Here is a 23,467-nt window from a genome sequence, read left to right as displayed (position 1 = left end):
CGCAGAAGATCACGGTCGACGCGCAGGGCGAGATCCTGGAGCTGAAGAACACCGTCAACACGATGGTGGACCAGCTCTCGTCGTTCGCCGACGAGGTCACCCGCGTCGCCCGCGAGGTGGGCATCGAGGGCAAGCTGGGCGGCCAGGCGCAGGTGAAGGGCGTCTCCGGCACCTGGCGGGACCTCACCGAGAACGTCAACCAGCTCGCCTCGACCCTCACCACCCAGCTGCGCGCCATCGCGCAGGTCTCCACCTCGGTGACCCGGGGCGACCTGACCCAGCGGATCGCGGTCAAGGCGCAGGGCGAGGTCGCCGAGCTGAAGGACAACATCAACCAGATGATCGTCACCCTCCGGGAGACGACCAAGAAGAACGCCGAACAGGGCTGGCTCGACTCGAACCTGGCCCGCATCGGCGGACTGCTCCAGGGCCAACGCGACCTCGGCGAGGTCTGCCGCATGATCATGATGGAGGTGACCCCGCTGGTCGACGCGCAGCTCGGCGCGTTCTTCCTGGCGGACACCTCCGAGGGCGTGATGCGGCTGCGGCTGACCGCCTCGTACGGCTACGTCGCCCGGGGGCACGACGTCACCTTCGGGCCCGGCGAGGGACTGGTCGGCCAGACCGCCCTCTCCCGCCGGACGATCCGGATGGGCGGGACGCCGGACGGCAGGCTGATGCTCCGCTCCGGGCTCGCCGAGACCCCGCCGGCCGACCTGGTCGTGCTGCCCGTGCTCTTCGAGGGCGAGCTGCTCGGGGTGATCGAGTTTGCGAGCGTGACGCCCTTCTCCGAGCTGCACCTGTCCTTCCTGGAGCGGCTGGTGCTCACCACCGGCATCGCCGTCAACACCATCCAGGCCAACCGGCGTACGGAGGAACTGCTCGCGCAGTCCCAGCGGCTCGCCCACGAGTTGCAGGAGCAGTCGGCCGAACTCCAGCGCACCAACGCCGAGCTGGAGGACAAGGCGCAGCTGCTCTCCGAGCAGAAGGGCAACATCGAGACCAAGAACCGCGAGATCGAGCTGGCCCGGCTCGGCCTGGAGGAGAAGGCCCAGCAGCTCACCCGGGCGTCGGCGTACAAGTCGGAGTTCCTGGCCAACATGAGCCACGAGCTGCGTACGCCGCTGAACTCCCTGCTGCTGCTGGCCCGGCTGTTGGTCGAGAACTCGGAGCAGAACCTCACCCCGAAGCAGATCGAGTTCGCCCGGACCATCCACGGCGCCGGCTCCGACCTGCTGTCGCTGATCGACGACATCCTGGACCTGTCCAAGATCGAGGCGGGGCGGATGGACGTCGAGCCCACCGAGGTGCGGTTCGACGAGATCCGCAGCTACGTGGAGCAGGCGTTTGCGCCGCAGGCCGACGAGAAGGGCCTGGACTTCCAGGTGCGGATCAGCAAGGACCTGCCGCCGGCCCTGGTCACCGACGCCCAGCGGCTCCAGCAGATCCTGCGCAACCTGCTCTCCAACGCGGTCAAGTTCACCGACAACGGCGCGGTGACGCTGCGGATCGCGCCGGCGCCCGAGAACACGGCCTTCGACGTGCCGGCGTTGACCAACGCGCGGCAGGTCATCGCGTTCACGGTGGTCGACACCGGGATCGGCATCTCCGACGACAAGCTGTCGTTGATCTTCGAGGCGTTCCAGCAGGCCGACGGCACCACCAGCCGCCGCTACGGCGGTACGGGGCTGGGCCTGTCGATCAGCCGGGACCTGGCCCGGCTGTTGGGCGGCAGCATCGTCGTGTCGTCGGCGCCCGGGCAGGGCTCGACGTTCACCCTCTTCGTGCCGGACGTGCTCGCGCCGGACGCGGTGGTGGCTCCGCTGCCGCCGTCGCCGGCCCGGGCGGGGCTGCCGTCGTCGCTGCTGATGCCGCCGCCGGAGCTGCCCGAGCCGGCCTCCACGCCGGCCACCCGGCGACTCGAGGGGGCCACCGTGCTGATCGTCGACGACGACGTCCGGAACGTCTTCGCGCTGACCAGCGCGTTGGAACTGCACGGGCTCACCGTGTTGTACTCGGACAACGGGGCGGACGGCGTCCGCCTCCTGGCCGAGCATCCGGAAGTGGACATCGTCCTGATGGATGCGATGATGCCCGATCAGGACGGTTACGAGACGACCCGGCAGATCCGGCGCAACCATCGGTTCGCCGACCTCCCGATCGTCTTCCTGACCGCGAAGGCCATGCCCGGCGACCGCGAGTCGGCGCTGGCGGCCGGGGGAACCGACTACATCACCAAGCCCGTCGACCTGGACGAGTTGATCGAACTCATGTCGTCCTGGATCAGCGGCAGCCGAGCCGAGGAGAGTTCGTGACCCAGATGGCCAAAGCGCTCCTGGTGGACGACCGCCGGGAGAACCTGATGGCGCTGGAGGCGATCCTCCAGGGGCTGCCGGTCCAGTCCGTCGCCGTGGAGAGCGGCGAGGCGGCACTGAAGCAGCTGCTGGTCGACGACTTCGCGGTGATCCTGCTCGACGCCCAGATGCCGGACATGGACGGCTTCGAGACGGCGAGCCACATCAAGCGGCGTGAGCGTACGCGGCACGTGCCGATCATCTTCCTCACCGCCGCGGACCGGGACGCCCAGCTCGCGCTGCGCGGCTACGCGGTCGGCGCGGTCGACTACCTCACGAAGCCGTTCGACCCGTGGGTGTTGCGGGCCAAGGTGTCGGTCTTCGTGGAGCTGTGGGTGAAGACCCGGCAGCTCGCGGCCCAGTCGGATCTGGTGCGGGAGCGCGATGCGCAGTGGCGGGTGCTCACCGACGCGGTCGACGAGGCCACCGTGATGCTGCGGACGGACGACCCGGACGCCCGCGACCGCGCCGTCGACCTTCTCGAACAGGCCCGCTGGGGCAACACCCCCTGACCCGCTCCGGCCCCTGGCCCCGCCTCGATCCTGCATTTTCTCGCCCCCGACAAAGAGCGCAAAGGCGAACGAATCAGGACGGAAAGCGCAAGATCGCGAGGGCCGGCCGGGGGAGCGGGTCAGGCCGTGGTCTGGTCGTTGCGGATCATCAGGGCGCTGCGGAGGCCGGTGATGTCCAGGACGCGGAGCAGGAAGTCGCCGACGTTCGTCAGGACCAGGAGGCTCTGCGCGTGGCTGGCCTTCCGGCTGAGCACGACAAGGGTGCCCAGTCCCTGCGAGTCGCAGAAGGTGACGCCGCCGAGGTCGAGCACGATCCGCGGCGGCGGATCGGCGAGCACCTCGTTGACGACGGTCGACAGCTGGGCGGCCGTGAGCATGTCGATCTCACCGGCCAGGCGCAGCACAGCTTCGTCGCCCGTCCGGTGTAGCGTGATGGACAGTTCGGCACGATCCACCGGGTCAGCCTAGCGCGATCCCGGCGACCCGGCCTGTCGAGCCGGGGTGCCGCAGCCATCGAGCGGGAGCACCGCCGACCCTGAGCCCCGGAGGGCGCGGCGAGACCGCACGGGAGGCCGGGGCGGGTGAGCCTGGTAACCCCGGTCCGGGGTGCCTGCCGATTCGCCGCCCGGCGCTGACACAATGGCGGCATCGTGACCGATATGTTTCCCGCCGGATCCGGCCGTTACCCGGCCGACGCGCCGGCCTCCGAGGCCCTGTTCGACCGCGCCAAGGCCATCGTGCCCGGCGGGGTGAACTCCCCCGTGCGCGCCTTCCGTGCCGTCGGCGGCACACCGCGCTTCATGGTCCGGGGGGAGGGGCCCTGGCTCTACGACGCCGACGACCGGCGCTACGTCGACCTGGTCTCCTCCTGGGGCCCGCTGATCCTCGGCCACGCGCACCCCGAGGTGGTGGACGCGATCCGGGTCGCCGCCGCCCGGGGCACCAGCTTCGGCACCCCCACCCCGGGCGAGGTCGAGCTGGCCGCCGAGATCGTCGACCGCACCCCGGTCGAGCAGGTCCGGCTGGTCAACTCCGGCACCGAGGCCACCATGTCGGCGATCCGGCTGGCCCGGGGCTTCACGGGCCGCCCCCGGATCGTCAAGTTCTCCGGCTGCTACCACGGTCACTCCGACGCGCTGCTGGCCGCCGCCGGTTCGGGCGTGGCCACCCTCGGCCTGCCCGACTCGCCCGGCGTGACCGGCGCGGCGGCGGGCGACACGATCGTGCTGCCGTACAACGACGTCGCCGCCGTGGAGCAGGCGTTCGCCGCCGAGGGCCAGCACATCGCCGCGATCATCACCGAGGCCGCCGCCGGCAACATGGGCGTGGTCGCCCCGCGCGACGGCTTCAACCAGCAGCTCGCCCGGATCGCGCACGCGCACGGCGCGCTGCTCATCGTCGACGAGGTGATGACCGGGTTCCGGGTCTCCCGCGCCGGGTGGCACGGCCTCGACGCCTCCGACGCCGACCTGTGGACGTACGGCAAGGTCATGGGGGGTGGGCTGCCGGCCGCGGCGTTCGGCGGGCGCGCGGAGATCATGGAGCGACTGGCCCCCGCCGGGCCCGTCTACCAGGCCGGCACGCTCTCCGGTAACCCCCTCGCCTGCGCCGCCGGCCTGGCCACCCTGCGGCTGGCCGACGACGCGCTCTACCGCCGGCTTGACGAGACGGCCGCCGTCGTGAGCAAGCTCGCCGCCGACGCGCTCGCCGCCGCCGGGGTGCCGCACCGGCTGTCGTACGCGGGCAACATGTTCTCGATCTTCTTCACCGACGCCGACGTGGTCGACTACGACAGCGCCCGCACCCAGCAGGTGCCGGCCTTCAAGGCGTTCTTCCACGCGATGCTCGCCGGCGGCGTCTACCTGCCGCCGAGCGCGTTCGAGGCGTGGTTCGTGTCGGCGGCGCTGGACGACGCCGCTCTGGAGCAGATCGCCGCCGCCCTGCCGGTGGCGGCCAACGCGGCGGCAGCGGCCGGTCACGGGGGGTAGCGGTGAGCGCGAGGAGTGAGCCGGGTTTGCGAGCCCCGCAGTCGCGAACGAAGGGCGTAGCGGTGAGCGCGAGGAGTGAGCCGGGTTTGCGAGCCCCGCAGTCGCGAACGAAGGGCGTAGCGGTGAGCGCGAGGAGTGAGCCGGGTTTGCGAGCCCCGCAGTCGCGAACGAAGGGGGCGTAGCGGTGAGCAAGACGGTGGTCCACGTGCTGCGGCACGGCGAGGTGCACAACCCGGACGGCATCCTCTACGGCCGGCTGCCCGGCTTCCGGCTCTCCGAGCTCGGCGTGCAGATGGCCAAGGCCGCCGCGCAGGGGCTCGCCGAGCGGGAGGTCGTGCACGTGGTGGCCAGCCCGCTGGAGCGCGCCCAGCAGACGGCGGAGCCGATCGCCGCGCAGTTCGGGCTGCCGGTCGGCGTGGACGAGCGGCTCATCGAGAGCGCCAACTGGTTCGAGGGCAAGAAGGTCTCGCCCGGCGACGGCTCGTTCCGCGACCCGCGCAACTGGTGGGTGTTGCGGGACCCGGTCACCCCGTCCTGGGGCGAGGCCTACCGCGCGATCGCGGAGCGGATGTTCGCCGCCCTGCACGCCGCCCGGGTGGCCGCCGAGGGGCGCGAGGCCGTGCTCGTCTCGCACCAGCTCCCCATCTGGACGCTGCGCCGCCACGTCGAGCGCAAGCGGCTCTGGCACGACCCGCGCCGGCGTCAGTGCGGGCTGGCCAGCCTCACCTCCTTCCACTTCGACGGCGCCAAGGTGGTCGGCATCGGTTACTCCGAGCCGGCCGCGCACCTGATCGCGATGTCGGCGACCGCCCGGACAGCCAAGGGGGCCTGATGAACGCCCGGAGGTGGACCGCTGGTCTGCTCGCCGCCGTCACGACGGTGGCACTGGTCGGCTGCTCCTCGGAGAGCCGGGAGGACGCCTGCGGCACCAACTCCGAGGGCGTCATCGAGTGCGCGCCCGACGAGCGCTCCGCGGCCCCGAAGATCTCCGGCGAGCTGCTCACCGGCGGCAGCCACGACGTGGCGAAGGACCGCGGCCAGGTCGTCGTGGTCAACTTCTGGGGCTCGTGGTGCAACCCGTGCCGGGCCGAGGCGGACGACCTGGAGAAGACCTACCAGGCCACCAAGGGCTCCGGGGTCACCTTTCTGGGCGTCAACATCCAGGACAGCCGGGACAAGGCCATCGCCTTCGAGGAGCGGTTCGGGGTGACCTACCCGAGCCTGTTCGATCCGCCCAGCCGGGTCGCGCTCGCCCTGGACATCCCGCCGAACACCATCCCGGCCACCATCGTGCTCGACCGGGACGGCCGGATCGCCGCCGTCATCCGCGCGGCGGTGAAGCAGGAGGGCCTCCAGCCCATCGTCGAGCGGATCGCGGCCGAGAAGCCCGCTCCCAACGGTTCCCGCTGATGGGCGAGACGTTCCGGGAACTCGCCCAGTCCGGTCCGCTGCTGCTCGCCATCGGCGCGGCCGCGCTCGCCGGCCTGGTCAGCTTCCTCTCCCCGTGCGTGCTCCCGCTGGTGCCGGGCTACCTGTCGTACGTCACCGGCCTCGCCGGGGCGGACCTGGAGGGCCGGCGGCCCGCGCCGTCGCCCACGGAGCCCGCGGGTGGTGGCGGGGTGGCGGTGCGGGAGCGCACCGCGCCGGCCGCCGCCGTGAAGGGCCGGGTGCTGGCCGGCACGCTGCTGTTCATCGCCGGCTTCACCGTCGTCTTCACCGCCACCGCGATCCTCTTCGCCGGCGTCGGCCGGGTCTTCTTCGAGTACGAGCGCACGCTGGAGATCGTCATCGGCGCGCTGATCGTCGTGCTCGGCCTGGGCTACGTCGGGGTGGTACCCGGGCTGCAACGGGAGTTCCGGATCCACCGGCTGCCCGCCGCCGGGCTGCTCGGCGCCCCGGTGTTCGGCGCGGTCTTCGCGCTCAGCTGGGTGCCCTGCGTCGGCCCGACGCTCGGCGCGGTGCTGGGCATGGCCGCCGTCGAGGGGCAGACCGACCGGGCCGTGGTGCTCGCTGTGGCGTACTGCCTCGGGCTGGGGATACCGTTCGTCGTCTTCGGGCTGGGCTTCCAGCGCCTGCTCGGGGTCTTCCGCGCCATCCGGCGCAACAGCCGCTGGATCACCCGGGTCGGCGGGGCCCTGCTGATCCTGATCGGCCTCGCGCTGATCACCGGCGGGTGGACGAACTTCGTGATCTGGCTGCAGACCACCGTCGGGGTGGGCGAGGTGAGCATCTGATGACCGTCGTGGACGAGCGGCCGGCGACGCCGGCCGAGGCGCCCCGGCGTCGGCCCAACCGGCTGCTGGCCCTGCTGCGCAACTCGTGGCGGCAGCTCACCAGCATGCGTACGGCGCTGGTGCTGCTGTTCCTGCTCGCGGTCGCCGCCATCCCCGGCTCGGTGCTGCCGCAGCGCGGGGTCAATCCGGAGGACGTGCGGGACTACTTCACCGAGCACCCCGACATGGCCCGAGTGCTGGACCGGATCGGCGCCTTCGAGGCGTTCGGCTCGGTCTGGTTCTCCGCGATCTACCTGCTGCTGTTCACCTCGCTGATCGGCTGCATCACCCCCCGGCTGCGCGACCACGTCCGGGCGCTGCGGTCGAAGCCGCCGGCCGCCCCGAAGCGGATGGACCGGCTGCCGCAGCACGCGGTGCTGCCCGCCCCCGAGGGCGGTGCGGCGGCGATCGCCGAGGCGCTGCGCCGACGGCGCTGGCGCGTGGCGGTCCGCGGCGACGAGGTCTCCGCCGAGAAGGGCTACCTCAAGGAGACCGGCAACCTGCTCTTCCACACCTCGATGGTGGTCGTGCTGGTCGGCGTCGCGCTCGGCTCCTGGTACGGCTGGAACGGCAACAAGCTGCTGGTCGCCGGCAAGGACAACGCGTTCTGCAACACCCAGCAGCAGTACGCCGAGAGCAAGCTCGGCCCCCGGGTCGGCAGCGAGGACCTGCCGGACTTCTGCATCCAGCTCGACGACTTCGAGGCCCGGTTCCTGGAGTCCGGCCAGCCGGAGTTCTACTCGGCCAGGGTGACCGTGGACGAGGCCGGCGGTGCGCCGCGGCCTGCGGAGTTCTCGGTCAACTCCCCACTACGCCTCGACGGCGCGAACGTCTACCTGCTCGGCCACGGCTACGCCCCGGTGATCCGCTACACCGACCGGTTCGGCCGCAGCCAGACCAGCGCCGTGCCGTTCCTGACCACCGGCGACATCGGGCTGACCAGCGAGGGGCTGGCGGCCTTCCCGGACGCCAACGTCGACCCCGACACCGGCAGCCGGGACCCGGACCTCCAGATGGCCTTCTCGGGCCTCTACCTGCCGACCGCGCCGGATTCGGCGCCGTTCGCGCGCTCCGAGTACCCGACCGAGCGCAACCCGGCGCTGAACCTCGTCGCCTACCGGGGCAACCTGGGGCTGGACGCGGGCATCCCCGGCTCGATCTACGAGTTGGACCAGCGGCAGGTGCGGGCCGGCAAGGTGAAGGAGGTCGGCACGAAGCTGCTCCGCAAGGGCGAGACCTGGACGCTGGACGACGGCAGCAAGGTCGAGTTCCTGGACAGCCTGCCGTACATCACCCTGTCGGTCCGGTACGACCCGGGCTCCACGCTGCTGCTGGTCAGCTCCGGGGTGCTGCTGGTCGGGCTGTTGGGCTCGCTGTTCGGCCGGCGCCGTCGGGTCTTCTTCCGGGTGCTGCCGACCGACCCCGCGGGTGGATCTCCGACGGGCGGTAGTAGTTTGGTCGAGGCCGGTGGCCTGCCGCGCACCGACCATCCAGGGTTCGCCGACGAGTTCGCGCAGCTCGTCGCCGCGGTCAGCGGTGACGGGGGGCCGGACGGGCGGGCCGGTGTCGATCGCGCCGGCGACGAGCGGGCCGGATCGCGAGAAGGAGCCGAGTGATGTCCGCACTCTCCGACCAGCTGGTGTCGTTCGCGATCCTGGCGTACCTGGTCGCGATGATCAGCCACGCCGTCGAGTACGCGCTCGGCAACGCCCGCGCCCACGTCGCGGCACCCGCCCGCGAACTGGTCGGGGCCGGCGTCGGCGCGGCCGGGGGCGTCACCCTGGAGGCAGGCGTCGACGCCGACCGGGCGGCGGCCGAGCGTACCGCCCGGCGGGCCCGGCTGGGCGGCGTGATCGCCGTCGTCGCCACCGCGATCGCGACGCTGCTGCACCTCGGGGCGCTGGTCACCCACGGCATCGCCGCCGACCGGATGCCCTGGGGCAACATGTACGAGTTCGTGCTCACGGTCTCGTGGATCGGTGCCGCCGCCTGGCTGGTGGTGCTCTGGAAGCTGCCGGCGCTGCGCCGCCTGGGGCTGTTCCTGTCGCTGGTGATGGTGCTGCTGCTGGCGACCGCCGAACTGGTGCTCTACGTGCCGATCGTGCCGCTGGTGCCGGCGCTCAACTCGTACTGGTTCGTCATCCACGTCTCGACCGTCGTCTTCGCCTCCGGCATCTTCCTGCTCGGCGCGGTGCCGGCGGTGACGTTCCTGATGCGGTTCGGCTACGAGCAGGGCAAGCGGAGCTTCCCGTACACGCTGGCGAAGCGGATTCCGTCGGCGGCCAGCCTGGAGCGCCTGACCTTCGTGCTGCACGCCTTCGCGTTCCCGATCTTCACCTTCGGGGTGATCGGCGGGGCGATCTGGGCCGAGGCGGCCTGGGGCCGGCCGTGGGGCTGGGACCCGAAGGAGACCTGGTCGTTCATCTCCTGGGTGATCTACGCCGGCTACCTGCACGCCCGGGCCACGCCGAGCGTGAAGCGCAACGTGGTGGCCTGGCTCGCCGTCGCCGGCTTCCTCACCATGCTGATGAACCTGTTCGGGGTGAACATCTTCTTCGAGGGCCTGCACTCGTACGGCGGCCTCGACTGATCACCGCCCGGCAGCAAAATGTAGAACCACAAGTGGGGTCGTGCGCTGGGCCGGCCTGACCTGGACCGACTGGAACGGGGCCGCGAACTGACGGTCTCTCTGCGGTAATCGGGGCGTTCAAGGTAGCCGAGCGCGACGTCAGCGTTCGACAGCGACCCGGTCCAGCCATTCGCCCACCAGCGCCTCGAACAGGCTGGGCTGCTCGATCTAAAGGTTGTGGCCGGCGACGTCGAGCAACGCTGACGTCGCCCGCGGATAGTGCGGCAGCAGCGCGAACTGGTCGAGGTAGCCGGCCACGGGACGCCCGTGGCCGGCTTTCCTCGTCCGGCCCGGTTGGGCCGAGGGGTGGTGCGGGCCCGGGTCAGCCGAGGGTGACCGGGGCGGTGTCGTTGGCCGGATTGTCGTCCGGACGCGGGTAGCTGTAGTGCAGCCGGACCTCGCCGGGGGCACCCGGAGGTCCGTCGATCCGTAGGTCGAACGGAACCGTGAAGCTCTCCCCGGCTGGGAACACTGCCCCCAGCCAGCAGACCCAGGCCGTCGGAGCGCCGCCCTCATCGTGGTTGGTCGGCCCGCAGCCGGGCGGGTTGGCCAGCACGGTCACTCCGGCCGGTGGGGTGAAGAGCAACGCGCCGGCGTCGCCGCCGGAGTTGGTGCCGTCCGGCACACCCGGACCGTCGTTGCGGATCCCCACGGTCACCCGGACGGTGTCGCCGACGGCACCGGTGACGGCAGCGCCCTCGGCGACGATGTCGAAGGCACCGTGGATGTCGCGCAGGTAGGTCCCGCCGTAAGCGGTGTCGGCGGTGATGAGATCGAGTGGCTCGCCGACCGGCCGCAGTCGGAGCGCGCGGTCGGCCTCCCGACGGGTCAGCCGCACGTTGTCGGGCAGCGGTCCTGCGGCGGCCAGAGGCTCCACGAACTGGGTGATGCGCTTGTCGCCGAGGGCGGCCGGACCGACCGTGGTGGTGAAGCCGTCCCGCAGTTCGTGCCGGACCCCCGGCGTGAAGGTGCCCCGCACGGTGCAGACCACCACCGTGGCGAGCACGGGGTCGGTGCCGTACCGGCAGTTCCGATAGCTGGCGGGATGCAGACCCACCGGAAAGCGGAGGGTCACCCTGAGGTCCTCGGCCGGCTGGTCACCGGCGTTGACCACGGTCACCGGGACGTCACGGACGTCGCCGACCTCGGTGCCCGAGACGTACTCGTTGACCAGATCGAGCAGGTCGGGACCGGACCGCACGCTGACGGTCGCCTGTTGGGTGTACGGCTCCAGCCCCTCGGCCCGCACCGTGTAGTCCAGCGTGCCGGTCGCGCCGTCGACGGCACCGGGCGCGGCGCGGAACGCCACCGGCACCGTGCCGTCGACAGTGCCGAACTCGTCTGGGGTCGCCCCCGGCGGCATCGGGCAGGTCACCGAGGTGCCCTCGGCGACGCACCAGTCGGGGAAGCTGGCCGCGGCGACGCCAGCGAGACCGGTCAGGTCGACGGTGACCCGGGGGTCGGTCGCGCCGGTGCTGGTCAGGGCCAGCGGCGCCGTCCGGCCGGGTGCACCGGCCGCGCCGACGGTGACGTCGCCGAGCCAGCCGCTGACCCAGCCGGGGTCGTTTCGCGCCGCAGCCGGAGCGGCCGCCGCGCCGGCTCCCGCCGTGACCACGGCCAGCACGGTCAGGACGCGCAGAACGCTGCCGCGCGAGACGCGCACAGAATGCATCGATCTCCTTCATGGGGTGAGCCGGTCCAGAGCCGCGGTGGGACATCACCGCCGACTCGATCGGCGATCCATGATCCTAGTGATCGCCGGCCGCCCGGTCCGGTGTGTCGAAGATCGATCTCGATCGCGCGGGCCGCGGTCCGGTCGAGACGGCCGGACCGGTCCCGCGTCGCCGTGCCGCCGGGATCGCCGGTGTCACACCACCCGGCGTGGTGGCCGCTCCGACCGGTGCGGGAGACTGGCAGGCATGGCGGCTCGTGGCTTCCCGTACAACGATCTGAAGGACTTCCTCGCGGCGCTGGAGCGCGCGGGCGAGCTGCGGCGGGTGAGCGTCCCCGTCGATCCCACCCTGGAGATCAGCGAGGTCGTCACCCGGACGGTCCGCGCGGGCGGCCCCGCGTTGCTCTTCGAGCGGCCGACCCGGGGCGAGATGCCGGTGGCGATCAACCTCTTCGGCACCGAGAAGCGGATGGCGATGGCGCTCGGCGTCGAGCGGCTCGACGAGATCGGCGAGCGGATCGGCGACATGCTCAAGCCGGAGTTGCCGATGGGCCTCTCCGGGATGATGGACGGCCTCGGCAAGGTCATGCAGCTCAAGTCGATGCCGCCGAAGAAGGTCAAGACCGCCCCCTGCCAGCAGGTGGTCTACCGTGGCGACGACGTCGACCTGAACCGGCTGCCAGGGCTGCAGGTCTGGCCGGGTGACGGCGGGATCTTCCACAACTTCGGGCTGACCCACACCAAGCACCCGGAGACCGGCAAGCGCAACCTGGGGTTGTACCGGTTGCAGCAGCACTCGCGGAACACCATCGGTATGCACTGGCAGATCCACAAGAACTCCACGGCGCACCACGCGGTCGCCGAGCGGCTCGGGCAGCGGCTGCCGGTGGCGATCGCCATCGGCGCCGATCCCGTGGTCGCCTACTCGGCCAGCGCGCCACTCCCCGCCGACATCGACGAGTACCTGTTCGCCGGGTACCTGCGCGGCGAGCGGGTCGAGATGACGGACTGCCTGACGGTCCCGTTGCAGGTGCCGGCGCACGCGCAGGTCGTCCTGGAGGGCTACATCGAGCCGGGCGAGCGGCTCCCGGAGGGGCCGTTCGGCGACCACACCGGCTTCTACACGCCGGTGGAGCCCTTCCCGGTGATGCACATCGAGTGCATGACCATGCAGCGCGACCCGGTCTACCACTCGATCGTCACGTCGCAACCGCCGCAGGAGGACCACGGCCTCGGCAAGGCCACCGAGCGGATCTTCGCGCCGTTGCTGCGTTTCCTGATCCCGGACATCGTCGACTACGACCTGCCGGCCGCCGGGGTCTTCCACAACTGCGCGATCGTGTCGATCCGCAAGCGCTACCCGAAGCACGCCCAGAAGGTCATGAACGCGATCTGGGGTGCGCACATGATGTCGCTGACCAAGCTGATCGTGATCGTCGACGAGGACTGCGACGTGCACGACTACAACGAGGTCGCCTTCCGCGCCTTCGGCAACGTCGACTACGCCCGCGACCTGCTGCTCACCGAGGGCCCGGTGGACCACCTGGACCACGCGTCGTACCAGCAGTTCTGGGGCGGCAAGGCGGGCGTCGACGCGACCCGCAAGCTGCCCGGCGAGGGCTACACCCGGGGCTGGCCGGAGGAGATGACGATGGCCCCCGAGGTCGTCTCCCTGGTGGACAAGCGCTGGAAGGAGTACGGCATCTGATGGCCACCGCCGTCGCCGAGCCGGTGGAGCGTCCCGGCCGGGTCAAGTCCTTCCTCAAGCTCGTGGCGATCGAGCACTCCGTGTTCGCGTTGCCGTTCGCGTACCTGTCGGCGTTGACCGCCATGCAGGTTCACGGGGGGCGGGTGCGGTGGGGGGACCTGCTGCTGATCACCGTGGCGATGGTGGGCGCGCGGACGTTCGCGATGGCGGCCAACCGGATCCTGGACCGGCGGATCGACGCGCGGAACCCGCGTACCGCCTCCCGGGAACTGGTCACCGGGGCGGTCAGCGTGCGGACGGCCTGGACCGGCGCGGCGGTCGCGCTCGTGGTCTTCCTCGCCGCCGCCGCCCTGCTCAACCCGCTCTGCCTGGTGCTCGCGCCGCTCGCCGTGGTGCCGCTGGTGGTCTACCCGTACGGCAAGCGGTTCACCAACTGGCCGCACGCCATCCTGGGGGTCGCCCAGGCGGTGGGCCCGGTCGGCGCGTGGCTGGGGGTCACCGGCACCCTCGACGGCTCGTGGCCCGCCTGGCTGCTCGGCGCGGCCGTCGGGCTCTGGATCGGCGGCTTCGACCTCATCTACGCCTGCCAGGACTCCGAGATCGACCGGGAGATCGGGGTGCACAGCGTGCCCGCCCGGTACGGCCGGCGCTTCGCCCTGCACGCCTCGACCGTGGCGCACGTGGTGACCTTCGCGCTCTTCATCTGGTTCGGCGCGCTGGTCGGCTTCGGCTGGCCCTGGTGGATCGGGCTGGCGCTGACCGCGCTCGCGTTCGGCTACCAGCACGTGGTGGTCACCCCGACCGACCTGAGCAAGGTCAACCGGGCCTTCTTCACCGCCAACGGCTTCGTCGGCATCGCGCTGTTCGTCTTCGCCCTGCTCGACCTGGTGATCCGCCTCGACCTGCGCCCCTGACCGCGCCGGCCGCAGCGCCCGCTCGGTGGGCGGGCTCGCCGGAGGGCCGGAGTGTGGGCGGGCGAGGGTCAGCGGAGGGCGGCGGGCTCGGGGTGGGAGCCCGGGTAGCGATCGCTCTCCAGCGTCCAGTCGACGGTCGCCCGGACGGCGTTCGCCACCCCGTCGAGGTGGTCGGTGACCGCCTCGTCCAGCGCCGGCCCGAACGACGGCACCGCCGCCCGCAGCTCGACGAAGCGCCGCATCGACGCCCGCCAGCGCTCGGCGGTCAGCGCGACAGCGGTCTCCACCGCCACCCCGTGCTCGGCGGCGGTCGCCAGCACCAGGTTGTGCCCGCCCGAGGTGGTCCGGTCGCGCTCCAGCGAGGCCAGGTCGTTGTACCAGGAGACCAGGTCGTTCCCGGTGGCGGCGACCCGGCGCAGCAGCGGGTGGTGGTGCACCGCGTCGGGCAGCGGACGCCCGGTGACGAACTCCACCAGCGGGTACGACACGTACGTGGCGGAGGTGGCGCGGCGCAGCTCGACGTACTCGGCGACGCCGGGGTGGCGTCCGGCCGACTTGTTGACCGCCTCCCGCCACGTGCCGTCGAGGTGGTCGGCGACCGCCTCGGCGAAGCGCAGCCGCCAGCGGGCCGGCATCCGCCGGCGCGGCTCCCGCCACGCGCGCACCAGCAGCCGCCGCAGCGGCCCGGTGAGTCCGGCGTGCCGGATCCGGGGCCCCTCACGCAGCAGGGTCAGCGCGCCGGCGCGCAGCGCCCGGATCTCGTCCGTGCCGAGCCGGCCCGGCCCGTCGCACGCGTCGTCGACCAGGAAGAACCAGGTGAACAGCGCGGCCAGCACGCGCAGGTCGGGCTCCGTGGCACTCGGGTAGAGGCGGCCGGCGTACCGGGCGACGGCGGCGCGGGCCAGCCGTTGCGGCGTCCCGTCGTCGGGCGGCAGGCCGAGGCCCGGCAGCAGGTCGTCGGTCAGCCAGCCCTGCACCCGGTCGGCGTGCGGCGAGAGCCGGGGCGGGATGGGGCACTCCGACCGTAGCGACCAGAGGATCTCGTCGGTCATCACCGATTCCTCCCGCGTGCGATCTGCGTCCGTGCGAATCGCCCCGGCAGCATGTCAGGTCGCCGGGATGCCCGCGATCCCGGCCGACATCGCGCTCGTCGGGGACAAACCACCCCGCAGGCGGGTATCCCGGGCGGGCGCCGGTCCGGGGGTGCCTGACGGCGCCGGCCAGCGACCAGGCAGGCTGGTGGCATGCGGGAACCATGGGTGGTCGGGGTCTCCGGGGCGTCCGGAACGCCGTACGCGGCGGCCGTCGTGCGGGCGCTGCTCGACGCCGGGGAGTCGGTGGACCTGATCGTCTCCCGGGCCGCCCGGCTGACGGTCTTGGACGAGACCGGCCGTCCGTTCCGGGACGCGCACTGGGCGGAGGACCTGGCCACCTGGCTGGGCCGGGACCTCGCGGGCGCCGACGTGCGGCACTGGCCCGCCGGCGACCTGGCGGCCGGCCCGAGCAGCGGCTCCTACCGGGTACGCGGGATGGCGGTGGTCCCGGCGAGTACGGCGGCCTGCGCCGGCATCGCCATCGGGCTCTCCAAGGACCTGCTCCAGCGCGCCGCCGAGGTGAACCTCAAGGAGCGCCGGCCGGTGGTGGTGGTGCCCCGGGAGACGCCGGTGACCCGCAGCCACCTGGAGCACCTGATCGCCCTGCACGACGCCGGGGCGGTGGTGCTGCCGGCCAGCCCCGGCTTCTACGGTGCGGGGGCGGCGGCCTCCGCCCAGCAGCTCGTCGACTTCGTCGCCGGCAAGGTGCTGGACGCCCTCGGCGTACCGCACGACCTGTTCCGCCGCTGGTCTGGTGAGTTGGGCGCGGCGCGGGACTGAGCCCGGCCGGGTTCACAGGGCCGCGGACCGGAGTCGGTGTCCGGTCCGCGCGCCGATCCGCACCGGTCAGTACATTCCCGCGTTGGCCGGGCCCGGGCCGGTCGAGGCGGCCGGGCCCGTGTTGCGCGGCTTGCCGACGTCCTCCGCCTCGTCCAACATGCCCTCACCCTCAAGCAGGGCCCGCACCTCGGATTCCCGAAACCGGCGGTGCCCGCCTGGAGTCCGGATGCTGCCTATCCGGCCCGCCGCCGCCCATCGCGTCACAGTCTTCGGGTCAACCCGAAACAGTGCGGCAACTTCACCCGGTGTCAGCAGGCGATCTCCAGTGTCCACAGCCCCCTCCTCGCGTCGACGAAGCCCCCGGCTGAACACACTGCCCCCGGCCGGTGCGAGCCCAGAGCCGTCATGAGGGACGTATGGCAATTACAGCACCAGCGACCTGGCCTGTCCGCCAAACGCGAAAAACGCACTGAGTGGGAAGTTAGGAAATATTACCTGCGGACGGCCCCCTTGACTGTGAGTTTGCGAACGACTACACCCTGTCATGTTCAACGCGCTCCGAATGCCCGACGTTACGCCCGGACCGCTAGGGTCTACAGTCCGTGGACGCCATCGACCTGAGCCTCGTGGAACTGCTGCGCGGCAACGCCCGCCTGTCCTACGCCGAGCTGGCCCGCCAGGTGGGCCTCTCCGCGCCGGCCGTGCACGAACGGGTCGGCAAGCTGGAGTCCGGCGGCGTGATCCGGGCGTACCGGGCGGAGGTGGAGCCCGAGTCGATCGGCCTCGCCGTCACCGCGCTCATCGGGATCATCGAGGACTCGGGCGCCGACACCGACGACGTGCTCGAGGCGTTCCGGCAGATGCCCGAGATCGAGTCCTGCTACTTCATGGCCGGCGTCGAGTCGTTCCTGCTCAAGGCCAGGGTCGGCACCATCGCGGAGCTGGAGCGGCTGATCGTGCGGCTGAACCGGACCCCCGGCGTCGCCTCCACCCGGACCGGCATCGCCCTCTCCACCAAGTGGGAGAACCGCCCGCAGCCCCCGGTGACGCCCACCACCTGACCGCCGCGGCACGGGGCACGCCCGGCCCGCCGGGTCGTCCCGCCGGCCCTGGCGTCCCGCCGTCGGCGGCGATAGCGTGCGCCGATGACGAAGCCCGTCCCCGGGGCGGCCGTGGTCACCGGTGCCGCCGGTGGCCTCGGCCGGGCCATCGCCGCCGCCCTGCACGCCGACGGCTGGCCGGTGCTCCTCACCGACCTCGACGCCGGGGCGGCGGCCGACGCCGCCGCGCCGCTCGGCGGCTGGTCCCGCCCGCTGGACGTCCGCGACGAGGCCGCCTGCGCCGCCGTCGCCGCCGAGGCGGTCGGCCGGGGCGGGCTCGGCCTCTGGGTGAACAACGCCGGCATCCTCGTCACCGGCCCCTCCTGGGAGCACGACGCGGCGACCCGCCGCCGGGTGGTCGAGGTGAACACCCTCGGGGCGATGAACGGCACCCTCGCCGCGCTGGCCGTCATGCGGGCGCAGGGGCACGGGCACGTGGTCAACGTCGTCTCGCTGGCCGGGCTGGTGGCCGCCCCCGGCGAGACCGTCTACGCGGCCAGCAAGCACGCCCTGGTGGCCTTCAGCGTCGGCACCCTCGCCGACCTGCGGCTGGCCGGGCACCGGGGCGTACACGTGTCGTGCCTCTGCCCGGACGGGATCTGGACGCCGATGCTGCACGACAGGCTCGACGACCCGGGCGCCGCGGTCTCCTTCACCGGGACGCTGCTGAACCCCGAGCGGGTGGCCCGCCGGGCCGCGCGCCTGGCCCGCCGGCCCCGCCCGGTGGTCAGCGTGCCCCGCTGGCGCGGCGCGCAGGTCCGGCTGCTCGACGCGCTGCCCGGCCCGGCCGTACGGCTCGCCCCGCTGATCCTCGCGGCCGGCCGGGCGGGTCAGCGCCGCCAGCGCCGCCGGGCCGGAGCCGAGCCGCCCTGAGCGGGCTTGCTAGGTTTCGGACGTGACTCATCTCGACCGGTGCGACGAGGCCAGCCGGCGCTGGGTGACCGATGCGATCGCCACCGTCGAGGCGGACGCCAACCGGTCCGCCGACACCCACCTGCTGCCGTTCCCGCTGCCCCGGGCGTGGGGGATCGACCTCTACCTGAAGGACGAGTCGGTGCACCCCACCGGCTCCCTCAAGCACCGGCTGGCCCGCTCGCTCTTCCTCTACGGGCTGTGCAACGGCTGGATCGGCCCGGGCACCACGATCGTCGAGGCGTCCTCCGGCTCGACGGCGGTCTCGGAGGCGTACTTCGCGCGGATGCTGGGGCTGCCGTTCATCGCGGTGATGCCGGCCTCCACCTCGCCGGAGAAGATCGCCCAGATCGAGTTCCAGGGCGGCCGCTGCCACCTCGTCGACGACCCGGCCAAGGTGGTCGTCGAGGCCCGCTGGCTGGCGGAGGACTCCGGCGGGCGCTTCATGGACCAGTTCACGTTCGCCGAGCGGGCCACCGACTGGCGGGGCAACAACAACATCGCCGAGTCGATCTACGCGCAGCTCGCCCTGGAGCGGCACCCCGTGCCGACGTGGATCGTGGTGGGCGCCGGCACCGGCGGCACCAGCGCCACCATCGGCCGGTACGCCCGCTACCGGCGGCTGCCCACCAAGCTCTGCGTGGTCGACCCGGAGAACTCCGCGTTCTATCCCGCCTGGCAGGCGGCCGACTGGTCGGTCCGCACCGGGCGCGGCTCGCGGATCGAGGGGATCGGCCGGCCGACCGTGGAGGCGTCGTTCCTGCCCTCGGTGGTGGACCGGATGGTCCAGGTGCCCGATGCCGCCTCGCTGGCCGCCATGCGGGCCGGCTCGGCCGTGCTCGGCCGCCGGGTGGGCGGCTCGACCGGCACGAACCTGTGGGGCGCCTTCGGGCTGATCGCGGAGATGCTCGCCGAGGGCCGCACCGGCTCGGTGGTCACCCTGATCTGCGACGCCGGCGACCGCTACGCCGACACCTACTACGCCGACGACTGGGTGGCCGCCCAGGGGCTCGACCTGGGCCCGCACCTGGCGACGATCGAGCGCTTCCTCGCCGACGGCGCCTGGCCGGCCTGACCCGCGGCGGCACGCCAGGCTGGTCGACTCCGGCACCGGGCCGGGCGGTCAGCGCGGGTCGACGCGCTCGGCCAACCCCGGGTAGCGCACCACGTAGCCGTCGGCGTCGAGGTCGATCTCGGCGGTGAACGTGTCGCTGGTGAAGCGGACCCGGCCGGGGCCGAGCGGCGTGTAGACCTGCTCGGCGGGCACCACCATCAGGCTGGGCACCAGCACCCAGGCGACGGCGACCCGGTGCGGTGTGTCGGCCGGCGCGCGGGGCAACCCGAGACGGTGCACCGGCAGGGCGTTGAACAGCGGCGAACCGCCGAGGTCGACGTCCAGCGCCTCGGCCAGCCGGTCCGGGTCGTCCGTGCCGGGCAGCCCGGCGGGCGGATGGCCGGCGGCCCGCAGCGCCGCGTCCAGGTCGCCCTGCTCGCCGGTGGTCACCCGCCACCGGTCGCCGGCCCGTTCCAGGCGTACGCTCCGCAGCCACCCGCTGCCCTCCACCTCGACCTCGGCCCGGGCGGTCACCCACTGCGGGTCGGTGGTCAGCTGATAGCGGCAGGTGTAGGGGACCGGGTCGACGGCCGTGAGCGTGCCCCGAGCGGTCAGCCCCCGGCCGTCGTCGAACAGCGCGTGCTCCGTGCCGGCGGTGTCCGTCCGGGTCCAGAAGAGCGACTTCGGCATGGTCGGCATGAGCCGGACGTTACGCGACGCGACCGACACCGGCAGCGGATGCGGAAACGCCGCCGTGGAGCGTGGGCTCCGCGACGGCGTTCCGGTCGGTGCTCGTGATCAGTGGGTACGCGCCGGCGGCCGCCCGCCGAAGCCCCGCCGCTCGTCGCGCGGCCGGTCGTCGCGACCCCGGCCCTCGGGCCGGAAGCCGCCCCGGTCGCCGAAGCGCCGCTCGCCGCGCTCGCCGTAGCCGCGTCCCTCGGTGGGCCGGTCGCCGTAGCGGCGCTCGCCCTGGGGCCGGTCGCCGTAGCCCCGGCTGTCGGTCGGCCGGTCGCCGTAGCCGCGCCCCTCCGTGGGCCGGTCGCCGTAGCGCCGCTCGCCCTGCGGCCGGTCGCCGTAGCCGCGCCGCTCGCCCTGCGGCCGGTCGCCGTAGCCGCGGCGCTCGCCCTGCGGCCGGTCGCCGTAGCGCCGCTCGCCGCGCCCGTCGCGGTCGCCGTAGCCGCGCTCGCCGTGCGGCCGGTCGCCGTAGCGCCGCTCGCCCCGGTCCGCGAAGCCCCGCTCGCCGTAGCCGCGTCCCTCGGTGGGCCGGTCGCCGTACCGGCGCTCGCCCTGGGGTCGGTCGCCGTAGCGGCGCTCGCCGTGCGGCCGGTCGCCGTAGCGGCGCTCGCCCCGGGCGTCGCGGTCGCCGAAGCGGCGCGGGCCGCCCGGCCGGTCGCCGTGCCGGCGCGGCTCCTCGGGCTCGTTGCGGACCGGGACGCCGCTCGGCTCGCGGGCGCCGGTCAGCTCGGCGAGCGCCGGGTCGCCGGCGCGCACCCGGGTCTCGGCCGGTGCCACGCCGGCCTTCTCCAGCATGGCGAGGGTCGTCCGGCGCTGCTTCGGCAGCACCAGCGTGGCGACCGCGCCAGACTCCCCGGCCCGAGCGGTACGCCCCGCGCGGTGCAGGTAGTCCTTCGGGTCCTTCGGCGGGTCGACGTGCAGCACCAGCGAGACGCCGTCCACGTGGATGCCCCGGGCGGCCACGTCCGTGGCGACCAGGACGTTCATCCGACCCTCACGGAACTCGGCCAGCGTGCGGGTACGCATCCGCTGCGTCTTGCCGCCGTGCAGGCCACCCGCGCGTACGCCCACGGCGGCGAGCTGCTCGACCAGCCGGTCCACGCCGAGCTGGGTGCGGGCGAAGACCATGGTCCGCCCGTCCCGGGCCGCGATGGACGCCGCCACCGGGAACTTGTCGTGCGGCGGGATCAGCAGCATGTGGTGGTCCATGGTGGACACCGATGCGGTGGACGGGGCGGTCGAGTGGGTCACCGGGTCGGTCATGAACCGCTTGACCAGCGCGTCGACGTCACCGTCCAGAGTGGCCGAGAAGAGCAGCCGCTGGGTGCCCGCCGGCGTCTTCGCCAGCAGCTCGGTGACCTCGGGCAGGAAGCCCATGTCGGCCATCTGGTCGGCCTCGTCGAGGACGGTGATCTCCACGTCGTCCAGGTGGCACACGCCCCGGGCGATCAGGTCGCCCAGCCGGCCCGGGGTGGCCACGACGATCTCCACGCCGCGCCGCAGGGCGTCGATCTGCCGGTCGTACGGCACGCCGCCGACGGCGGTCTTCAGGAACACGCCGACGGCCTTGCCGAGCGGCAGCAGCGCGTCGTTGACCTGCATGGCGAGCTCGCGGGTCGGCACCAGGACCAGGGCCCGCGGGTGCAGCGGCCGGGCCCGCTCGCCGTCGGCCACCCGGGCCAGCAGCGGCAGGCCGAAGGCCAGGGTCTTGCCGGAGCCGGTCTGGCCCCGACCGAGGACGTCCCGGCCGGCGAGCGCGTCCGGCATGGTGGCGCGCTGGATCTCGAACGGGGCGGTGATGCCCTGTCGGGCGAGCGCGCGGACCAGCGGCTGGGGCAGCCCCAGCGCGGCGAAGTCGGTGGCCTCGGCCGTCACCGGTGCGGCGGAGTCCTGCGGGGTGGCGTCCCGTTCGACGACGGACTGCGCGTCGGCGGTGTCGAGGGCGGGCGGAAACGTGCTGGGTTCAGCAAACGCGGTCAAGAAATGCCTTTCGAGCGGGGCGCATCTTCGCGTTGGCCTGCCGCAGCTGAACGCCGCCGAATCGCCCGCAAGATCGCCCATGGGCGCGCACGGCGCGCGCCGGGTCAGTGATCTCCACCAGTGTACGGCGCAGCGGCGAGCCCGCCACCGCACCACGGATCGGTAGTGGGCGGGCTCACCATGGTCGTCGCCGGGCGGCTCACTTGGTCAGGACGCCGCCCACCAGCCCGCCCACCGTGTCGGTGGCCAGCAGGACGACCAGCACGCTGATCGCCACGAGCAGACCCAGCGAAGCGGCCAGGACGATCATGACCCTGGCCGTGCTGGACCGCTCCTCGGTGGGGGTCTCCGTCCAGCCCTGGGCCAGGATGTGCCCGGTCAACGAGCCGGAGTTCTCCAGCGGGTTGGTCGGGAAGGAGACGGTGGCGAAGCCCGGGCCTTCCGAGCCGGCGCCGTAGATCGTGCCCAGGTCGGTCCGGCCGTCGAAGCGCCCGGCGGAGGCGGCGTCGGGCCGCCCGCCCGGTGCCGCCGGGCCCCCGCCACGACCCGCGTCGGCGGGGCGATCGCCCAGCCGGCGCGCCTCCCCGGGGGCCGTGGCCGGCTCGGTGCCGCCCGGCCGACGGTCACCGGGGCTGGTCGGCGGCGGCCAGGCCGGCATCGCGGGAGCGGGCACGGGCACCGTGGAGACCGGCGGAGCGGACGCCGGCGGGGCGGAGACCTGCGGCGCGGCGAACGGTGGCGCGGACGCCGGCGGGGCGGAGACCTGCGGCGCGGCGAACGGCGGCGCGTAGACAGACGGGACGGGGGACGCCGGCGGGCTCGCGGGCGCTGCCGGCGGGGCCGGGGCGGGCGCGGTGGCCGTGGCGGGCGGCGGCGGGAACGGCGGCGCCGGCATCGGGCCGGGCGGTGGCGGCGGGGCGGGCACCGGCGGCCCGGGCGGCGGCGTCGGCGGACCCGGCACGGGCGGCACCGGGCCCGGTGGGGTGGGCCCCGGCCGGGGCGGCGCCGGGACGGGGATCGGCGGGGTCGGGACCGGCGGGGTCGGGACCGGGACCGGCGGGGCCGGGGACGGCGGGGTCGGGCCGGGCACCGGCGGCACGGGGGCCGGCGCCGGCTCGGGCTCCGGCACCGGCGGCTTGGGCGGCTGCGCCGGTTCCGGCGGCTGGGCGGGCTCCGGCGGCTCCGGGTTGACCGGCGCCGCCCGGTAGACCCTCGCCTCGCCCGTGCGCGACCGGATGGCCGAGGCCTCGTCGGCGGAGACCCGTCGCATCCCGGGCACGGCGGCGCTGGCCCGGGCCGCCGCGGCCCGCTGCTCGGGCACCGACGCGCCGGCCGGAGCGGCCGCACCGGTGGCCCGGTAGGTGGTGCCGGCGGCCGGGCGGGCCGACGGTGCCGCGTCGCCCTCGCCGGGCGCGGCCGCGGTGGCCACGCTCACCCGGCCCCGGGCGGGCTGTCGGCGTACGTCGTCGGCGGGCGGCTCCGTCGACGGCCCCGACGCGCCCGCGGAGCCGGTGCCCGACGCGGGGCTGCCGTCGGCCGAGGTCGCGATGGACCCGCCGGTGGGCGCCGGGGACTCGGCGCGGCTCCGGTCGGGCGTGGATCCGTGGTCGACCGGCTCCGCCGGAACCTCTTGCTCGGCCATGCTCGCCCTCCGCGCCGCGCTCGCGCCCGGATCCGCGACGTCGGACCGGGCGTGCCTGACTGTCACCGTGCCACATTCCGGCCCGGCGGCACAGCCGGAGTGCGTTCCGGGGCCGTGGCC

At 73.5% G+C, this 23,467-nt stretch carries 21 protein-coding genes; 14 read left to right on the top strand and 7 right to left on the bottom strand.

All coding sequences use genetic code 11. The features are described 5' to 3' along the window. On the top strand, positions 1-2,315 hold a 2,315-nt coding region (locus AB0L34_RS07405; protein WP_363702728.1), incomplete at its 5' end, for an ATP-binding protein. Then, complete coding sequence (locus AB0L34_RS07400) at positions 2,312-2,866, top strand: response regulator (RefSeq protein WP_363702726.1); 555 nt, start codon at positions 2,312-2,314, stop codon at positions 2,864-2,866. The genes AB0L34_RS07405 and AB0L34_RS07400, both read left to right, overlap by 4 nt. 119 nt (positions 2,867-2,985) lie before the next feature. On the opposite strand, the gene AB0L34_RS07395 is transcribed toward AB0L34_RS07400, so the two are convergent. Continuing rightward, entirely contained in the window at positions 2,986-3,321 is a 336-nt protein-coding gene (locus AB0L34_RS07395; protein WP_350679152.1) for an STAS domain-containing protein, read from the bottom strand. Between the two features lie 195 nt (positions 3,322-3,516). On the opposite strand from AB0L34_RS07395, the gene hemL reads away from it, so the two are divergent. The 6 genes from hemL (at position 3,517) to ccsB (ending at position 9,717) form a co-directional block, all read left to right on the top strand. Further along, positions 3,517-4,854: a glutamate-1-semialdehyde 2,1-aminomutase gene (gene hemL / locus AB0L34_RS07390; protein WP_363702724.1), complete on the top strand. Its 1,338-nt coding sequence runs from the start codon at positions 3,517-3,519 to the stop codon at positions 4,852-4,854. A 184-nt stretch (positions 4,855-5,038) separates the two neighbouring features. Beyond that, on the top strand, positions 5,039-5,686 hold the full coding sequence (locus AB0L34_RS07385; RefSeq protein ID WP_357449452.1) for a histidine phosphatase family protein: 648 nt from the start codon (positions 5,039-5,041) through the stop codon (positions 5,684-5,686). Then, positions 5,686-6,264, top strand: a complete 579-nt coding sequence (locus AB0L34_RS07380) for a TlpA disulfide reductase family protein (RefSeq protein ID WP_363702722.1) — start codon at positions 5,686-5,688, stop codon at positions 6,262-6,264. Before AB0L34_RS07385 ends, AB0L34_RS07380 begins: the two co-directional genes overlap by 1 nt. Next, the gene (locus AB0L34_RS07375) at positions 6,264-7,088 is read left to right on the top strand and encodes a cytochrome c biogenesis protein CcdA (RefSeq protein WP_363702720.1); all 825 of its coding nucleotides are present in this window, start codon (positions 6,264-6,266) and stop codon (positions 7,086-7,088) included. Before AB0L34_RS07380 ends, AB0L34_RS07375 begins: the two co-directional genes overlap by 1 nt. Further along, positions 7,088-8,743 (top strand): cytochrome c biogenesis protein ResB, encoded by a 1,656-nt coding sequence (locus AB0L34_RS07370; protein ID WP_363702718.1) that lies wholly within the window; start codon positions 7,088-7,090, stop codon positions 8,741-8,743. The genes AB0L34_RS07375 and AB0L34_RS07370 overlap by 1 nt, the downstream gene beginning before the upstream one ends. After that, positions 8,743-9,717, top strand: coding sequence for a c-type cytochrome biogenesis protein CcsB (gene ccsB, locus AB0L34_RS07365; protein ID WP_363702716.1), 975 nt, complete (start codon positions 8,743-8,745; stop codon positions 9,715-9,717). Before AB0L34_RS07370 ends, ccsB begins: the two co-directional genes overlap by 1 nt. 361 nt (positions 9,718-10,078) lie before the next feature. On the opposite strand, the gene AB0L34_RS07360 is transcribed toward ccsB, so the two are convergent. Further along, entirely contained in the window at positions 10,079-11,428 is a 1,350-nt protein-coding gene (locus AB0L34_RS07360; RefSeq protein WP_363702714.1) for a hypothetical protein, read from the bottom strand. A gap of 247 nt (positions 11,429-11,675) precedes the next feature. On the opposite strand from AB0L34_RS07360, the gene AB0L34_RS07355 reads away from it, so the two are divergent. Together AB0L34_RS07355 and mqnP are read left to right on the top strand one after the other, a co-directional pair. After that, positions 11,676-13,136 carry a menaquinone biosynthesis decarboxylase gene (locus tag AB0L34_RS07355; RefSeq protein WP_363702712.1) on the top strand — a complete coding sequence of 487 codons (1,461 nt, stop codon included), beginning with the start codon at positions 11,676-11,678 and terminating at the stop codon, positions 13,134-13,136. Further along, positions 13,136-14,050, top strand: a complete 915-nt coding sequence (mqnP, locus tag AB0L34_RS07350; protein ID WP_363702710.1) for a menaquinone biosynthesis prenyltransferase MqnP — start codon at positions 13,136-13,138, stop codon at positions 14,048-14,050. Before AB0L34_RS07355 ends, mqnP begins: the two co-directional genes overlap by 1 nt. A gap of 68 nt (positions 14,051-14,118) precedes the next feature. Here the strand turns inward: mqnP and AB0L34_RS07345 are convergent, their stop codons facing one another. Next, the gene (locus AB0L34_RS07345) at positions 14,119-15,102 is read right to left on the bottom strand and encodes a terpene synthase (RefSeq protein ID WP_363702708.1); all 984 of its coding nucleotides are present in this window, start codon (positions 15,100-15,102) and stop codon (positions 14,119-14,121) included. Positions 15,103-15,294: 192 nt separating this feature from the next. Here AB0L34_RS07345 and AB0L34_RS07340 point away from each other — a divergent pair, with 192 nt between their 5' ends. Next, on the top strand, positions 15,295-15,924 hold the full coding sequence (locus AB0L34_RS07340; protein WP_363702706.1) for a UbiX family flavin prenyltransferase: 630 nt from the start codon (positions 15,295-15,297) through the stop codon (positions 15,922-15,924). Positions 15,925-15,990: 66 nt separating this feature from the next. On the opposite strand, the gene AB0L34_RS07335 is transcribed toward AB0L34_RS07340, so the two are convergent. Further along, complete coding sequence (locus tag AB0L34_RS07335; RefSeq protein ID WP_357464480.1) at positions 15,991-16,257, bottom strand: BldC family transcriptional regulator; 267 nt, start codon at positions 16,255-16,257, stop codon at positions 15,991-15,993. 269 nt (positions 16,258-16,526) lie between these two features. On the opposite strand from AB0L34_RS07335, the gene AB0L34_RS07330 reads away from it, so the two are divergent. The 3 genes from AB0L34_RS07330 to AB0L34_RS07320 all read left to right on the top strand — a co-directional run bounded on the left by AB0L34_RS07330 (position 16,527) and on the right by AB0L34_RS07320 (position 19,011). Continuing rightward, positions 16,527-16,985, top strand: a complete 459-nt coding sequence (locus AB0L34_RS07330) for an Lrp/AsnC family transcriptional regulator (protein WP_363702704.1) — start codon at positions 16,527-16,529, stop codon at positions 16,983-16,985. Positions 16,986-17,069: 84 nt separating this feature from the next. Beyond that, complete coding sequence (locus AB0L34_RS07325; RefSeq protein WP_363702702.1) at positions 17,070-17,897, top strand: SDR family oxidoreductase; 828 nt, start codon at positions 17,070-17,072, stop codon at positions 17,895-17,897. Between the two features lie 22 nt (positions 17,898-17,919). After that, positions 17,920-19,011: a PLP-dependent cysteine synthase family protein gene (locus AB0L34_RS07320; RefSeq protein ID WP_357464486.1), complete on the top strand. Its 1,092-nt coding sequence runs from the start codon at positions 17,920-17,922 to the stop codon at positions 19,009-19,011. Positions 19,012-19,059: 48 nt separating this feature from the next. Here the strand turns inward: AB0L34_RS07320 and AB0L34_RS07315 are convergent, their stop codons facing one another. The 3 genes from AB0L34_RS07315 to AB0L34_RS07305 all read right to left on the bottom strand — a co-directional run bounded on the left by AB0L34_RS07315 (position 19,060) and on the right by AB0L34_RS07305 (position 23,347). Continuing rightward, positions 19,060-19,680 (bottom strand): putative glycolipid-binding domain-containing protein, encoded by a 621-nt coding sequence (locus AB0L34_RS07315; protein ID WP_363702766.1) that lies wholly within the window; start codon positions 19,678-19,680, stop codon positions 19,060-19,062. A 108-nt stretch (positions 19,681-19,788) separates the two neighbouring features. Then, on the bottom strand, positions 19,789-21,786 hold the full coding sequence (locus AB0L34_RS07310) for a DEAD/DEAH box helicase (RefSeq protein WP_363702700.1): 1,998 nt from the start codon (positions 21,784-21,786) through the stop codon (positions 19,789-19,791). Between the two features lie 118 nt (positions 21,787-21,904). Continuing rightward, on the bottom strand, positions 21,905-23,347 hold the full coding sequence (locus AB0L34_RS07305) for a hypothetical protein (RefSeq protein WP_363702698.1): 1,443 nt from the start codon (positions 23,345-23,347) through the stop codon (positions 21,905-21,907). Positions 23,348-23,467: the final 120 nt, after the last annotated feature.

This window comes from Micromonospora sp. NPDC052213 (assembly GCF_040679695.1).
Lineage (GTDB): Bacteria > Actinomycetota > Actinomycetes > Mycobacteriales > Micromonosporaceae > Micromonospora.
This window is presented reverse-complemented; position numbering and strand designations above follow the sequence as displayed.

Coding starts and splice junctions, on each gene's coding strand:
- AB0L34_RS07345 (WP_363702708.1), bottom strand. CDS start 15,102: ATGACCGACGAGATCCTCTGGTCGCTACGGTCGGAGTGCCCCATCCCG.
- mqnP (WP_363702710.1), top strand. CDS start 13,136: ATGGCCACCGCCGTCGCCGAGCCGGTGGAGCGTCCCGGCCGGGTCAAG.
- AB0L34_RS07315 (WP_363702766.1), bottom strand. CDS start 19,680: ATGCCGAAGTCGCTCTTCTGGACCCGGACGGACACCGCCGGCACGGAG.
- ccsB (WP_363702716.1), top strand. CDS start 8,743: ATGTCCGCACTCTCCGACCAGCTGGTGTCGTTCGCGATCCTGGCGTAC.
- AB0L34_RS07305 (WP_363702698.1), bottom strand. CDS start 23,347: ATGGCCGAGCAAGAGGTTCCGGCGGAGCCGGTCGACCACGGATCCACG.
- AB0L34_RS07375 (WP_363702720.1), top strand. CDS start 6,264: ATGGGCGAGACGTTCCGGGAACTCGCCCAGTCCGGTCCGCTGCTGCTC.
- AB0L34_RS07360 (WP_363702714.1), bottom strand. CDS start 11,428: ATGCATTCTGTGCGCGTCTCGCGCGGCAGCGTTCTGCGCGTCCTGACC.
- AB0L34_RS07340 (WP_363702706.1), top strand. CDS start 15,295: ATGCGGGAACCATGGGTGGTCGGGGTCTCCGGGGCGTCCGGAACGCCG.
- AB0L34_RS07370 (WP_363702718.1), top strand. CDS start 7,088: ATGACCGTCGTGGACGAGCGGCCGGCGACGCCGGCCGAGGCGCCCCGG.
- AB0L34_RS07380 (WP_363702722.1), top strand. CDS start 5,686: ATGAACGCCCGGAGGTGGACCGCTGGTCTGCTCGCCGCCGTCACGACG.
- AB0L34_RS07355 (WP_363702712.1), top strand. CDS start 11,676: ATGGCGGCTCGTGGCTTCCCGTACAACGATCTGAAGGACTTCCTCGCG.
- AB0L34_RS07325 (WP_363702702.1), top strand. CDS start 17,070: ATGACGAAGCCCGTCCCCGGGGCGGCCGTGGTCACCGGTGCCGCCGGT.
- AB0L34_RS07310 (WP_363702700.1), bottom strand. CDS start 21,786: ATGGGCGATCTTGCGGGCGATTCGGCGGCGTTCAGCTGCGGCAGGCCA.